The organism is Weissella paramesenteroides, from assembly GCF_051903945.1.
Taxonomy (GTDB): Bacteria; Bacillota; Bacilli; order Lactobacillales; family Lactobacillaceae; genus Weissella; species Weissella paramesenteroides_A.
This window is the reverse complement of the sequence record NZ_CP192268.1, coordinates 1847726-1861358: the sequence shown is the minus strand read 5'-3', so window position 1 is coordinate 1861358 and position 13633 is coordinate 1847726. Positions and strand designations below refer to the sequence as shown.

Here is a 13633-nt window from a genome sequence, read left to right as displayed (position 1 = left end):
ATCGATATGAGTGACTAATTTATTAATTAAATAATAATAAAAAGTCAACGAGGCTAATCATAACTAGCTATTATATATTGAAATAGTCGTTATTTGAGATATTTAAAAGGTGTTTCAAAAATTTGCGATATCGTACGCAAGAAATTAGAGGTTTAATTATGTCACAATTGAAATTATGGCAAAAAATGATTCGACGTGAAAATCCGAGTAGTTATGCCGATAAAGACGGCAAACTACAGCCAGTATTAGGAAAAAGAGAAGTGATTGCAATGGGGATTGGTACGGTAGTGGGTGCTGGTGTCTTTACTATGCCAGGAATCGTGGCATCCGAATACGCAGGCCCAGCAGTCGTGATTTCTTTTGTTATTGCAGCATTAATTGCCGGATTATCCGCTTTAGCTTATTCAGAGTTGGCATCGGCTATGCCATTTGCTGGTTCAATTTATTCCTGGGCAAATGTTATTTTTGGTGAATTTATTGGTTGGATTGCAGGATGGGCAATTTTAGCAGAATATTTGATTGCTTTGGCGCTGGTTTCATCGGCATGGTCCTCATATTTCCAAGGCTTTTTAGCAAGTTTTGGCTTTGAATTACCCAAATTTTTTCAAGCATCGTTCAATTTAACAAAAGGGACGGGATTTGATTGCTTTGGTGCCATGGCAATTTTAGTGGTCGGTATTCTAGCTTCCCGAGGGTTGAGAAATATTGCTCGAATTGAAAACTGGCTTGTCATTGGGAAAATTGCCGTCATTATTATTTTTATTGTGGTAGGTGCTACAGCAGTCCAAGTGAATAATTGGCTGCCATTTATTCCTCATCATCAAACAGGTACTCATTTTGGTGGTATTACTGGGATTGTTGCTGGGGCAACGCAAATCTTCTTTTCATACATCGGTTTTGATACGATTGCAGCCAATTCTGCAGAGGTGAAAAATCCACAGAAAACAATGCCGCAAGCAATCGTTGGTACATTAGTCATTGCAACAGCTTTATTTGTGGGCGTCGCAGCAATTTTAACGGGAATGTATCCATATGAAAAATTTGCTGGTAACGCTGAGCCAGCAGCATGGGCGTTACGTGAATCGGGGCATTTATTGACAGCTAATTTATTGTCAGTTGTCGCATTAGTGGGGATGTTTTCTGGGCTAGTTGCTTTATTGATTGGCGGTTCACGATTGATGTATTCGTTTGGTCGCGACGGACTGATGCCACGTCAATTTGCACAATTGGACAAAGCGGGACTACCCAAGGTAGCGACTGGGATTATTACAGCAATTGCGATTATTCTAGGAGGCATTTTTCCAATTAGCATGTTGGCAAATTTGGTGTCTGCAGGTACGTTGATCGCCTTCATTGTAGCCGGCTTGGCAGTTTTGAAACTGCGTAAACGGACTGATATTGATCATAGTGGTTATAAAATGCCATGGTACCCAGTACTACCAATATTAGCTGCATTGGCTGCTTTCTTTTTACTATGCTCGCTAAATACAGCAGCTATTTATTTAACAGTGGGATGGATAGGAATTGGAGTTATTGTTTATCTTTGTTACGGTAGTCATCATAGTTAAGTAAAATTAGGATAGTATTATTTTTATGATTGGTAGTATTTTCGCTAATATAAGTGTGCGATAATAATTAGATACTAGTCGTTTAAATTGATGGGAGAAAAGCCGATGAAAAAATTATTGGTTTTAACTACAGGAGGAACCATTGCGTCAACAAAAACTGCTCAAGGTTTAGCGCCAGGAATGACAGCTGATGAATTGATGACCTATGTTGTACCACGTGATGATGTGATGATGTCTGTTGAAAACATCATGGGAAAAGACTCAACCAATATGCAACCTGAAGATTGGTTGATCATCGCCGGACGCATATTAGAAAATCAGGACGAATTTGATGGTTTTATTGTGACACATGGTACAGATACAATGGGTTATACCGCAGCGGCACTGTCATATTTGCTATATGGTATTAAAAAACCAGTTGCCTTGACTGGATCGCAAATTCCATTAGGTGAAATGCAGTCAGATGCTATTAGAAACTTGGATGATGCCGTTACGTTTGCTAGTAAAACGCATTTGACGGGGGTATATCTTGTATTTAACGGTTTGGTCATGATGGGTACGCGCGCTGTTAAGACCAAGACAAAGAGTTATGATGCGTTTGAGAGTATTAACTATCCTTATTTGGCAAGTGTGAACGCTGGAGAAATGGTGTCATTATACGAACCAGAGCCAGAAGAGCCATTATTAAAGTCACACACGTCTTTGGATCCAAATATTTTCGTTTTGAAGGCCTTCCCAGGACTTTCAGTAGATATATTTGATTATTTAGTTGCGCATACGCATGGTGTCATTATTGAGAGTTTTGGTAATGGTGGTTTACCGTTCCAACGACGTAATTTGATTCCGGGCATCGAGAAACTTATTGCTGCAGATATTCCAGTTATTATCACGACACAAATTTTAGAAGAAGGTCAAGACATTAATTTGTATGAAGTCGGTAAACGAGTTGCGGATGCTGGTGGTGTTACAGTTGGTGATATGAATACTGAGGCAGTCGTAGCAAAGTTGATGTGGGTATTAGATCAAACACGCGACCCGCAAAAAATCACAGATATGATTCAGACGCAAACTGCTCATGATATTGGATTCGTCTAATGTGCAGTTAAAGAGGAGGCACAAATGGCAAAATTATCATATGATATTTTAGAAAAATTTGGCACATTATCAACTAGTAAAAGTGGTTGGGAATTGCAATTAAACTTTGTGCAATGGGGTGAAAATAAACCTAAATTCGACTTACGCTCTTGGTCACCGGACAATAGTAAGATGGGCAAAGGGTTAACCTTATCTCATGATGAGGTGGTTGCATTGTATGATGTATTAACGAATGTATTAGCAGCAGAACACGCACCTGTAACAGATGTCACAGATGATGCTGTAGATACTGATTCACAAACGAATGAGCAACCTAAATGGGGACGTTTAGACGAGATGTAAGCTCCCCAAGCGAACATTAAATTTGAGATATAACCCAATGGTTAAAGTGAATTTAACCATTGGGTTATTTTTTGCTCAAAGTTTTAAACAAATTGATCTTGAAGCGAAAATTAATGTTTCGTGGTTATCATAATAGTTACAGTTGATGTCGAGGTTTGTTGCTTAGTTTCTGCAATAATGGTATCTACCGTCCACGTCTGAATGCGATGACCTAACTTAATGGGTGTCGCAATCGCAAGTAATGTACCAGTCGTTGCAGCATTTAAATGATGTGTATGAATATCAACACCGACAGGAATTTGGTCGGGATTTGTTAAGCTAGCATTAGCGCCTAGACTAGCTGCTGTTTCAGCAAGAAAAGCATTAATACCACCATGCACGATACCATAGGGTTGCTTGATTTGGTCGGTGATTGGTAGTTGAATGATTGTTTTTTCAGCAGTTACGAGCTTGTTTTCAACGTTTAAAAATTGTAATGCATCCATGGTCGTCCCTCATTTTCAAAGTAGTATCGGATTAATCCTCATTTTAATATTAATTTGGAAAAAATAATAGAAAAGATTATAATGCACTAGTAGTGTTTATTGTACAGATATAAAAAATAGGAAGTGGCAAAATAAATATGACAGTAGAATGGTCAACAATTAAAGAATACTCAGAAATTTTCTTTGAGCGTGCTGATGCAATTGCTAAGATTACGATGAATAATCCACGTCATCATAATGCGTTTACACCTGATATGGTGCAAGAAATGATTGATGCTTTTTCAATTGCACGTGATGATGCTTCAATTGGTGTGATTATTTTAACTGGAGAAGGGGATAAGGCCTTTTCTTCTGGTGGTGATCAATCAGTACGTGGTAATGGTGGTTATGTTGGCCATGATCACATTGCACGTTTGAACGTTTTGGATTTGCAACACTTGATGCGTATCATTCCAAAGCCAATTATTGCGATGGTTAAAGGTTGGTCAGTCGGTGGTGGTAACATTTTGCAACTAGTTTGTGATTTGACGATTGCGGCTGATAATGCCATGTTTGGTCAAACTGGACCAAAGGTTGGTTCATTTGATGCAGGATACGGTTCAGGTTACTTAGCTCGTGTTATTGGACATAAGCGTGCGAAGGAAGTTTGGTTCTTGAATAAGTTCTACACAGCACAAGAAGCTTACGATATGAATTGGATCAACCGTGTCGTACCATTGGCTGAGGTTGAAGATGCAACGTTAGAGTGGGCCAACATTATTCTACAAAAGTCACCAACTGCTTTGCGCTTTATTAAAGCTGCGATGAATGCTGATACAGATGGTTTAGCTGGTTTGCAACAATTTGCTGGGGATGCCACAATGTTGTATTACACAACGGATGAAGGAAAAGAAGGTAAGAACGCCTTCCTTGAAAAGCGTCAACCAGATTTTACCAAGTATCCAAAGTTCCCATAAAAATAATGAAGACTCGGTAAGCGACAGGTCAATGTCAGCTATCGGGTTTTTTATTCGATTTTTGCTTTAAAAATATCATAGAAGGAATATTCATGGAAAATTGGCTAACAAAACGTGCACAATTATCACCTGATCGCCTGGCTGTTCAGTATCAGGAAATAAAGTTGACCTTTGCGCAGATGAACGACCAGGTGCAGCAGATTGCGACACAATTGGCGCAGATTGCTCAAAATGAAGAACGGATTGCGGTGATTACTTCAAATCAACTACAAGGCTATTTGATGATTTTAGCCGTACAACAATTAGGTAAAACAATTGTCTTGATCAATCGTCGTTTATCTGCACGAGAAATTGATTTTCAATTACAAGATGCGGGTGTTCAAGTTATTGTGCAAGATAATGATTTTCACTTAACGTTATCAGTTAATAAGCAAATTTCTTTTGCCGAAGTATTGGCAATACCAGCTGCTGAACTAATTGAACCAGTTGCTGAATTTGATTTAGATAAAGTAACATCAATTATGTATACATCAGGAACGACTGGTAATCCTAAAGGCGTCATGCAAACCTTTGGTAACCATTTTTATTCAGCTGTTGGTTCAGCGTTAAATTTGGGCATTATGACTGAGGATGTTTGGCTGGCAGTTGTTCCCATTTTTCATATTAGTGGTTTGTCGATTATGATGAGATCACTTATTTATGGCATGGGTGTGCGTCTGTTTGAAAAATTTGATGTTCATGCCATTAACAAAATCTTATTAAGTGGAGAAGTGACAACGATTTCAGTTGTGCCGATGATGTTGACACAACTACTGAGGGATTTGCCAGCAGGAACTCGTTATCACAAAAACTTTCGTACGATGTTGTTGGGTGGTGGGCCAACTGACTTAACAACTTTACAACGAGCAACAACAGCAGGTATCGAAGTCGTGCAATCATATGGTATGACAGAAACAGCATCACAAGTGATTGCCTTGGATGCGGCAAATGCGCAACGGAAAATTGGGTCAGCTGGTAAGCCACTGTTTCCTGTTTCAGTTCGTATTGCGCATCAAGATGAAAATAGTCATGGCCGTATCCAAATTAAATCGCCAACATTAGCGGTTGGCTATTTAAATCAACCGGAGAAATATGCTAATACATTCGAAAATGATTGGTTTGATACGGGTGACATGGGCTGGTTAGATGACGAAGGTTTCTTATATATTGATGGTCGTGAAGGAGATATGATTTCATCAGGTGGTGAAAATGTTTTTCCTGATGAAATTGAATCAGTTTATGCGAAACTGGATGCAATAAAGCAAATTGCAGTGGTCGGTGTACCTGATGAAAAATGGGGTGCTGTACCAGTCGCTTTTGTTACGTTTGCGGCTGGCAAGTCGTTATCTCGACAAGAGTTACGCAATTTTGGTCGAGAAATGTTAGCACATTATAAGGTGCCTGCACACTTTTATAATGCATCAGAATTACCACGGACAGCGAGCGGTAAAGTGCAACGACATAAATTGCCTCATTTGATTGCGGAAGCATCAGAAGTAAAATAAGCATTTACCTTGAATTTTTTAGATGAGCGACTATAATGGTTGTTAATCTAGGAAAGGGGGTGATACGTTTTGACAGATATACACAATCAACAAAACGTATCGCCCTTGTAGAAGGAAACAAGGGCGATACGTTCTGTATAGTTTAGTAGGCGACTACTAAAAAGATTATGCGGATTGTAATTTAACAGCATAATCGGAAGCATCAAGTGACGAACTTGATGCTTTTTTTTATAAATGCGGATTCATGTTATAATCGTGAGGAGTTTATAATTTATGTTGATAGAATGAGGTGTTAAAAATGGAAATCATTGATGTTACGCCAAAGACTGAAGCAGACTGGGAACGTATTTATCTTGAGGCTTTTCCGGAATATGAGCAACGTCCGATTGCGGATTTAGTTGCGATGTCTGAGCAACAGAGTGGCACAAGAATGCAAGTAATTACTGATGAAGGCCAAGTAATTGGTGTCTTGTATTTGTGTGAAATAGGAGTAGCGAAGGCTTTTGTACTATATTTCGCTATGGATTCAGCAATTCAAAGCAAGGGATATGGTAGTCGTGCCTTAGCTATTTTGAAGGAACGTTATCCAGAAGGGTTAATCTTGGAGGCTGAAGAAACTGGCCAACAAGCAGAAAATGAAGAACAACGTGTTAAGCGCTATGCATTTTACATGCGTAATGGCTTCCAGGATAAGCAATTGCTTTCTGAAAATTCTGGTGGCGTTTTCCATCTATTGGCAACGACTAAAGATGTTTCTGCAACGGAATACTTGCAGGCCATGCAGACATTGTCAATTGATGCAGTTATCCGTCGAGCACAATAAATTAGTTGAAAGAGAGCGAGACAAAAGTTGTTTTGAAGCCGGTGTGTAACGTGATTTGCGTCATTTTTGGCCGAAGCAGAGCGAAGGACAGGAATGGCGTAAATTGCGTTACATTGAGGCTTCAGACTTTTGGAACGCGTTTATGCTATCAAACTGAAATGCTTTTAATTAAGATATTTTTAGAAAAAGGAGTTGGAACATTTCCTCATGTCCCAACTTCTTTTGTGTTTTTCTAATAAATTATGAAATAACTTTCATTTTTGGGGCACTTTATTTATGATAAGGAACAAAGATATTTAAAAAAATAAATTTTTCAATGTAAAGGAGCTAGCATGTCAAAGTATATTATTTTTGACCTCGATGATACCTTATTAGATTTTCAAAAAGGTGAAGTTGAAGGGGTGAGACAAATTTTAAAAACAAATGGTGTTGCTGATATTCATCAAGGCTTTTCGACTTATCAAACAATTAATCAGAAAGTCTGGCAGCAAATTGAAAGTGGCGCACCACGGCAGCCATTGCTGGACACTCGTTTTTCAAAAACATTAGCTCTTTTTGACATTGATGCTAATGGTGTGAAATTAGAGGCCGAGTATCGTGAAATGTTAAATCATAATTTTTATACATTACCTGGTGCAGCATCTTTGTTAGATAGTTTGAAGCAAAATGATTTCACATTATTTGTTGGTACCAATGGGGTTAAAAAAACACAATTTGATCGTCTAGAAGGTTCTGGTTTACTAAAATATTTTGATGATTATTTTATTTCTGAAGATATTGGCTTTTCTAAACCAAGCGTAGAATTCTTTTCACCAATTTTTAAAAAGTATCACCAATTAACACGTGAAAATACATTTATGATTGGTGATCGTTTACAGTCAGATATTTTGGGAGCAAATCGTGTGGGTCTGCGAAGCATTTGGTACAATCCCAATGAAACGAATAATACATTTGACTATCAGCCAACGTATACGGCAAATAGTTATGATCAAATTAAACAAATTTTATTATAAATAATTTGTTTTTTCTAAAGTGAGTCCCATCACTGGGATTTTTTGTTAAAATAAGTCTTAATAAATGTATTTTATTGTGGTAAATAGGGATTATTATATGTCACTAAGCGATTCTCTAATAGTAGGCAAATTAGGGTAAAAACATTCGCTTCTTGGATATGGTGTTTCAGGTGGTTTTGGGAAAGGTAGGGTTACTTATGGCACAGAATGGGCTTAAGCCAAGTATTAGCACATTAGGAATTATTTCTTTGGGTTCCGGTGGTGTAATTGGTAGTAGTTGGATTTACACGAATAGTCAGTTTTTTCATCAGTATGGCGCTGGTGGAGAAATTTTTGGTTTATTGGCGGCATCAGTACTCGCGATTTTAGTTTCACTATCATTTGCTGAATTATCTACGGTTTATCCGAAAGCCGGTGGTGAAGTTGTTTACGGATATGAAGCATTTGGAGAAAAAGGTGGTATGTTTGCCGGGTGGGCATTGCTGGGTTCATATTTAAGTGCTTTGGCATTTTATGTGACTGCATCCAGCATGTTACTTTCGCAGATTATTCCTCAAATTGCTACTGGACCGGCTTATTCATTTGCTGGTATGAAGGTCCATTATACGGAATTAGCATTGGGTGTATTGATTACATTATTTATTTTTGCGATTAATTACCGTGGTGCTAGTCTTACAAGTAATGTACAAATTGTATTATTCATCTTGCTGGTTATAATTGGGGTTGTGTTGGTTGTTGTTGGCTTTAGTCATGGTAAACCTAGCAATTTTTGGCCCGCATTCTATGACGGACAATCAAAGACACCTGAGATATTTAGATTTATCTTGCCGGCCATGACGTTCTTGACGGGTTGGGAGTCAATTGGTGTTATGGCTGAAGAGGTCAAAACACCAGCTCGAAAAATTGGGCGAATTGTTGTGATTGCCATTATGATTGCGGCAGCCTATTATTTACTAGTATTGTTAGCATCGGCTTGGATTCATCCATGGCAAAGTACAGCAAAAATGGAAATGGGAACAATTGATGCTTTTAAGGCGGAAGGTTTCCCGTTGTTAGGAACAGCAGCGTTTATTATTTCTTTCTTAGGATTAGGAACGAGTTTCTTAGCGTTGTTCTCAGCAGCGCCACGCTTGATTTATTCACTAGCTGAACAAAAAATATTGCCACAATATTTTGCAAAAGTACATCCAAAATATGGTACACCAAGCCGTGCCATTGTGATGACTCTCGTATTGGTGTTATCACTTGGTTGGTTGGGTAAGGGTGCATTAACTTACTTCTTAGATATTGGTGGTTTCTTGACTGCCCTAGCATGGGGAATCAATGCCTTTAACTTGTGGGCTATTCGTCGAAAGTACCCTGAACTAAAGGGTGGTTTCCGTAATAAACATTTATGGCTGCCTATATTGGGCGGTGTGATTGCTATTCTGATTGCGGTGGCAACGCTTATTCCTGGAACAGGGGTGTCATTAGTTTGGCCATATGAATATGTTATTTTGGGTATTTGGATTATTATTGGCTTGATCAGTTACTTTGCTGGTAAAAAATAACGAAAGTATTATTATAGCAAGTATGCAATCTTTTGGTACACAGTTAAGAGTTATCGATTTACCAGTTTCATCGAATTGGTAGATCGATAACTCTTTTAATATATAGTTATTTATGTGCTATTTCTTCTTTTGTTGATCAAAGTACCCTATAATATTAAGTAGAAACCTTAAATATTTAAGGTATGAGTAAGCTAAGGATAGGCAGTTTTTAAGGTTCAGCGTCTATATTAAAAATAACAAAACTAACACAAGTGCAAGAGGGACGGTAATATTATGGCAGAAAATACGATTAAATTATTAGTTGTCGAGGATGACTATGCATTGAATGATACAGTAAAAGAAACAATTTCTGAATTAGGTGAAGTCGTTCAAGTCCATGACGGGGATGAAGGTTGGTTTGAAATTGAATCAGGTGTATATGATGCGGTCGTTTTGGATGTTATGTTACCTGGGCAAGATGGATTTACTATTTTGAAGAAGGCAAAAGAACAGTTTCCAAATTTGCCAATCCTTATGCTGACAGCCAAGGGTGAAATAGCTGACAAAATGCAAGGATTTGATTTAGGGGCTGATGAATACATTACAAAGCCATTTTATAAAGAAGAACTTTTGGCACGGTTGAAGACGCTATTACGTCATACAGGTGTGCTGGGACAGGATGGTGCTTTAGAGGTTGGTAATGTACAAATTTATGTGGATCAACACAAGGTACTAGTTGATGATACAGAGGTTAGCTTGCAGGGACGTGAATTTGGTTTATTAGTTTACCTTGTACAACACGTCGGACAAATTGTGACGAAGGATCAGATTTTTGATCGTCTCTGGGGATTTGATTCTGATACATCATTAACGGTTGTTGAAGTGTACATGTCAAACTTGAGAAAAAACTTACGTCAAGCGGAGGCGCAAGTTAATATCAAAACATTGCGTAATGTGGGGTACACACTAAACGCGACGACTGAGGACTAATGGCTAAAGTTAAATCAGCAGAAAAACGACATTATCGTTTTAAAAATTTAAAACTACCAAAGTGGCTACAAAGAATCCGCGCTTCGTTGTCACAACAGGTTAAAATGACAATTTTAATGGTTGTTGGTTTTACATTAGTGTTCTTATTGATTGGTAGTTTTTCAATTAGTCAGTTTCGAACGGTGATGTATGGCAATGCAGAAACACGTGTAGACGGTGCTTTTAATGTTCAAGCAAATCGTTTTGATCGTCCAGTTGTCCAAACTGAAACGGCACAAATCACGGACTATGTTGATTCGTTTAAAAACACATTGAACTTGCCAAAAGCAAATCGCGTTTATTTACGTGAATATCGAGGTAGTTGGTATTTCTTTAATCGACATGGCGACGAACTAGCATATGTTGATGTCACAGCAGAACATGAATTAGTTGAGTCATATCAGACACGTTTATTCTGGATCTATGTATTGTCTGAGTTGGCCCTTCTGTTGATGGGAATGGCATTGACTAGAGCTAATATGCGGCCAATTATTCGATCATGGAACCAGCAGCGAACTTTCGTCGCTGATGCAGCTCATGAATTTAAAACGCCGATGACGGTTATTCAAAATAATTTGGAACGGATGTTAGAGCATCCGAACGACACTGTTATGGATCAGGTTGAGAGTGTTGCTAATGCGTTGACTGAAGTCAGACATTTAAATCACTTGACTGGTGATTTATTGACATTATCACAGGCCGATGCGGATATTCCAATGTTTGAATTTGAGGAAATGGACTTAGCAGAGACGGTGCGTGAGGTTGGTGATATTTATGAATACAATGCCAATGAAAAGAATCAAACGCTAAAGGTTGATGTACCAAAATCATTACCGATTATTGGAGATGCGCAGCGATTACGTCAACTATTAGTTATTCTTACAGATAATGCGCAAAAATATGCAGGTGAAGGGGCAAGTGTCACGATTACCGCAGCATCAACAAGTAGTGGTATTAAAATTACAGTTGCTGATACTGGTAAGGGTGTTTCGGAAGAAGATAAGAAGCATTTGTTTGATCGTTTCTATAGAATTGATAAGGCACGTTCTCGTTCCACGGGTGGTCATGGATTAGGATTGTCGATTGCAAAATGGGTCGTTCAAGGGCATCGTGGGACGATTGAAATCTTGGATAACAAACCACATGGGACAATTTTTAAGATTTTAATTCCTAAGAATCAAAAAGGTGCATCCTAAAATTTGGTTAATGGTCAAAAAAGGAGAGCAAGACAAAAGTTGTTTTGAAGCCGGCGTGTAACGTGATTTGCGTCTTTTTAATTAATTTAGATTAAAGGTTTGGGATGAGCATCAAAAACGGTAATCGTCTCATCTGCACGACCAACAACAACTTGGTCAACAATATTTAGGAACAAGCCATGTTCTACAACACCGACCATGCTAGTCAACTCACGCCCCAATTTGAAAGGATCAGGCATTTTAGTAAAATGCAAATCAATCAAGAAGTTGGCAGAGTCTGTTCGAACGGGGTTACCATTTTGGTCCAAACGCCAGGTTGGTTGATAGCCAGCATATTTCAAACGCTTAAATAATTGATCAGCACCATAGGGGATGACTTCCACAGGAAGGTAATGGGTCAATTGTGGCGCTAATTTTGTGTCATCAACGACCCAAATGTTACGACGGGAATTAACGGCAACGATTTTCTCCCAAAGTAAGGCGGCCCCACCACCTTTAATTGCTGCAAAATTCTCATCAATTTGATCAGCACCGTCAATTGTCAAATCAATGTGGTCAACATCGTCAACATTATGCATGGGAATACCAAGTTTTGCTGCAGTACGACGTGTTTTATCAGAAGTAGGAATTCCCTTGATTTTCAATCCTTCTTCTGCAACACGCTTACCTAGCGCTTCGACAACAAAGGCAATGGTTGAACCTGATCCAATACCTACCACCATACCATCTTCAACGAATTCAGCTGCACGATAACCGGCTAATTTTTTAAGTGCAGTTTGATCTGCCATAAGGATAATGCCTCTTTCTTAAATTTTTTCTTGTCTTTATTATCTCTCATTAAACAGGGTTTAGGCAAATATGAAATTAGAAAATGTTACACTGGATAAATAACTTTTAAAAAAGGTGGCAAAATTTCATGATTGAGATGTGGCATGAAGAAAAAATAGAGGCATTCCGTCAGACATTACTTGATTGGTATGATAGAGAAGGTCGTGCAGATTTACCTTGGCGTCGAGATCAAGAACCATACCATGTTTGGGTATCAGAAATTATGTTACAACAGACCCAAGTACAAACGGTTATTCCATATTTTGAACGATTTATGACGCATTTTCCAACGATAACAGACTTAGCTATGGCGCCAGAACAACTGTTATTAAAAACTTGGGAAGGGTTAGGTTACTATTCACGTGTTCGGAATATGCAAAAGGCAGCCCAACAGATAGTTAATGATTACGCTGGTGTTTGGCCAAGTGATATGCAATCTCTACAAAAGTTAACGGGTATCGGTCCGTACACTGCAGCAGCTATTGCTAGTATATCTTTTGATGAGCCAGTACCGGCCATTGATGGTAACGCCTTTCGTGTCTTTGCACGGCTCTTTAAAATTGACGCAGATATTGCACAAGCAAAAACAAGAAAAATTTTCTTTGAAGTGGGTCAACAATTAATTGATCCTGAACGTCCGGGTGATTTTAATCAAGCGATAATGGATTTGGGATCATCATATATGAGTGCAAAAAATTATGATAGTGAACACTCACCAGTTAAGAAATTTAATGCGTCATATTTAGATGGGACAGAGGATTTGTACCCAGTAAAAACAAAAGCTCCTAAACCTAAACCGGTGACCTATTTTGCCATTGCTGTCAGATCATCAGTAGGTTATTTATGGGAACAGCGCCCAGCTGATGGCTTGTTAGGAAGTTTTTGGACGATGCCCTTGTATGCATTAACTGATTTTATAACAGACAGTGATGCCAATTGGACCGAAGAAGAAATGGTTGCAGCGACGCAAAAAAGGTTGGCAACAGATTATGGTGTTGTGGCAGACCTAAAGAAGGTAGCTGGTCGACCAGTTACCCACGTGTACACCCATTTGAAGTGGACAGTAACAATTCTAACTGCAGAGGTGGCACCACAGCGACTTGTTCGTGGACAATGGCGCGCAATCGAAGATATTCAAAGTGACCCACAGCCTAAAATACAAGAGAAAATATGGCAACGATTAAGCTGATATGTATTTAGTAATGGCATCCTAATGAATAATTTA

13 protein-coding genes are annotated in these 13633 nt (G+C 38.6%); 11 read left to right on the top strand and 2 right to left on the bottom strand.

What is annotated here, in order from left to right; all coding sequences use genetic code 11:
• The first annotated feature begins 158 nt into the window (after nt 1–158).
• From ACQ4QH_RS09225 to ACQ4QH_RS09215, 3 genes are all read left to right on the top strand, one after another.
• Complete coding sequence (locus tag ACQ4QH_RS09225; RefSeq protein ID WP_439818618.1) at nt 159–1568, top strand: APC family permease; 1410 nt, start codon at nt 159–161, stop codon at nt 1566–1568.
• Between the two features lie 105 nt (nt 1569–1673).
• Nucleotides 1674–2663 carry an asparaginase gene (locus ACQ4QH_RS09220; protein ID WP_439818617.1) on the top strand — a complete coding sequence of 330 codons (990 nt, stop codon included), beginning with the start codon at nt 1674–1676 and terminating at the stop codon, nt 2661–2663.
• A 24-nt stretch (nt 2664–2687) separates the two neighbouring features.
• Complete coding sequence (locus ACQ4QH_RS09215) at nt 2688–3005, top strand: YdbC family protein (RefSeq protein ID WP_439818616.1); 318 nt, start codon at nt 2688–2690, stop codon at nt 3003–3005.
• Between the two features lie 110 nt (nt 3006–3115).
• Here the strand turns inward: ACQ4QH_RS09215 and ACQ4QH_RS09210 are convergent, their stop codons facing one another.
• A complete protein-coding gene (locus ACQ4QH_RS09210; RefSeq protein WP_439818615.1) occupies nt 3116–3490 on the bottom strand; it encodes a PaaI family thioesterase in 375 nt (124 codons plus the stop codon).
• A gap of 137 nt (nt 3491–3627) precedes the next feature.
• Between ACQ4QH_RS09210 and menB the strand changes: the two genes are divergently transcribed.
• The 7 genes from menB (at nt 3628) to ACQ4QH_RS09175 (ending at nt 11580) form a co-directional block, all read left to right on the top strand.
• Nucleotides 3628–4446: a 1,4-dihydroxy-2-naphthoyl-CoA synthase gene (menB, locus tag ACQ4QH_RS09205; RefSeq protein ID WP_439818614.1), complete on the top strand. Its 819-nt coding sequence runs from the start codon at nt 3628–3630 to the stop codon at nt 4444–4446.
• 92 nt (nt 4447–4538) lie between these two features.
• Entirely contained in the window at nt 4539–5990 is a 1452-nt protein-coding gene (locus tag ACQ4QH_RS09200; RefSeq protein ID WP_439818613.1) for an o-succinylbenzoate--CoA ligase, read from the top strand.
• Nucleotides 5991–6288: 298 nt separating this feature from the next.
• The gene (locus tag ACQ4QH_RS09195; RefSeq protein WP_439818612.1) at nt 6289–6813 is read left to right on the top strand and encodes a GNAT family N-acetyltransferase; all 525 of its coding nucleotides are present in this window, start codon (nt 6289–6291) and stop codon (nt 6811–6813) included.
• Nucleotides 6814–7145: 332 nt separating this feature from the next.
• Nucleotides 7146–7826, top strand: coding sequence for a YjjG family noncanonical pyrimidine nucleotidase (locus ACQ4QH_RS09190; RefSeq protein ID WP_439818611.1), 681 nt, complete (start codon nt 7146–7148; stop codon nt 7824–7826).
• Nucleotides 7827–8023: 197 nt separating this feature from the next.
• Nucleotides 8024–9376 carry an APC family permease gene (locus ACQ4QH_RS09185; protein WP_439818610.1) on the top strand — a complete coding sequence of 451 codons (1353 nt, stop codon included), beginning with the start codon at nt 8024–8026 and terminating at the stop codon, nt 9374–9376.
• Between the two features lie 273 nt (nt 9377–9649).
• A complete protein-coding gene (locus tag ACQ4QH_RS09180) occupies nt 9650–10345 on the top strand; it encodes a response regulator transcription factor (RefSeq protein WP_002828107.1) in 696 nt (231 codons plus the stop codon).
• On the top strand, nt 10345–11580 hold the full coding sequence (locus tag ACQ4QH_RS09175; protein ID WP_439818609.1) for a sensor histidine kinase: 1236 nt from the start codon (nt 10345–10347) through the stop codon (nt 11578–11580). The genes ACQ4QH_RS09180 and ACQ4QH_RS09175 overlap by 1 nt, the downstream gene beginning before the upstream one ends.
• An 86-nt stretch (nt 11581–11666) precedes the next feature.
• On the opposite strand, the gene rpiA is transcribed toward ACQ4QH_RS09175, so the two are convergent.
• Entirely contained in the window at nt 11667–12368 is a 702-nt protein-coding gene (rpiA, locus tag ACQ4QH_RS09170; RefSeq protein ID WP_439818608.1) for a ribose-5-phosphate isomerase RpiA, read from the bottom strand.
• Nucleotides 12369–12496: 128 nt separating this feature from the next.
• Here rpiA and mutY point away from each other — a divergent pair, with 128 nt between their 5' ends.
• Nucleotides 12497–13597 carry an A/G-specific adenine glycosylase gene (gene mutY, locus ACQ4QH_RS09165; protein WP_439818607.1) on the top strand — a complete coding sequence of 367 codons (1101 nt, stop codon included), beginning with the start codon at nt 12497–12499 and terminating at the stop codon, nt 13595–13597.
• Nucleotides 13598–13633 lie beyond the last annotated feature (36 nt).

Excerpts from the sequence above, each read along its gene's own strand:
- ACQ4QH_RS09225 (WP_439818618.1), top strand. The coding sequence starts at position 159 with ATGTCACAATTGAAATTATGGCAAAAAATGATTCGACGTGAAAATCCG.
- ACQ4QH_RS09220 (WP_439818617.1), top strand. The coding sequence starts at position 1,674 with ATGAAAAAATTATTGGTTTTAACTACAGGAGGAACCATTGCGTCAACA.
- ACQ4QH_RS09215 (WP_439818616.1), top strand. The coding sequence starts at position 2,688 with ATGGCAAAATTATCATATGATATTTTAGAAAAATTTGGCACATTATCA.
- ACQ4QH_RS09210 (WP_439818615.1), bottom strand. The coding sequence starts at position 3,490 with ATGGATGCATTACAATTTTTAAACGTTGAAAACAAGCTCGTAACTGCT.
- menB (WP_439818614.1), top strand. The coding sequence starts at position 3,628 with ATGACAGTAGAATGGTCAACAATTAAAGAATACTCAGAAATTTTCTTT.
- ACQ4QH_RS09200 (WP_439818613.1), top strand. The coding sequence starts at position 4,539 with ATGGAAAATTGGCTAACAAAACGTGCACAATTATCACCTGATCGCCTG.
- ACQ4QH_RS09195 (WP_439818612.1), top strand. The coding sequence starts at position 6,289 with ATGGAAATCATTGATGTTACGCCAAAGACTGAAGCAGACTGGGAACGT.
- ACQ4QH_RS09190 (WP_439818611.1), top strand. The coding sequence starts at position 7,146 with ATGTCAAAGTATATTATTTTTGACCTCGATGATACCTTATTAGATTTT.
- ACQ4QH_RS09185 (WP_439818610.1), top strand. The coding sequence starts at position 8,024 with ATGGCACAGAATGGGCTTAAGCCAAGTATTAGCACATTAGGAATTATT.
- ACQ4QH_RS09180 (WP_002828107.1), top strand. The coding sequence starts at position 9,650 with ATGGCAGAAAATACGATTAAATTATTAGTTGTCGAGGATGACTATGCA.
- ACQ4QH_RS09175 (WP_439818609.1), top strand. The coding sequence starts at position 10,345 with ATGGCTAAAGTTAAATCAGCAGAAAAACGACATTATCGTTTTAAAAAT.
- rpiA (WP_439818608.1), bottom strand. The coding sequence starts at position 12,368 with ATGGCAGATCAAACTGCACTTAAAAAATTAGCCGGTTATCGTGCAGCT.
- mutY (WP_439818607.1), top strand. The coding sequence starts at position 12,497 with ATGATTGAGATGTGGCATGAAGAAAAAATAGAGGCATTCCGTCAGACA.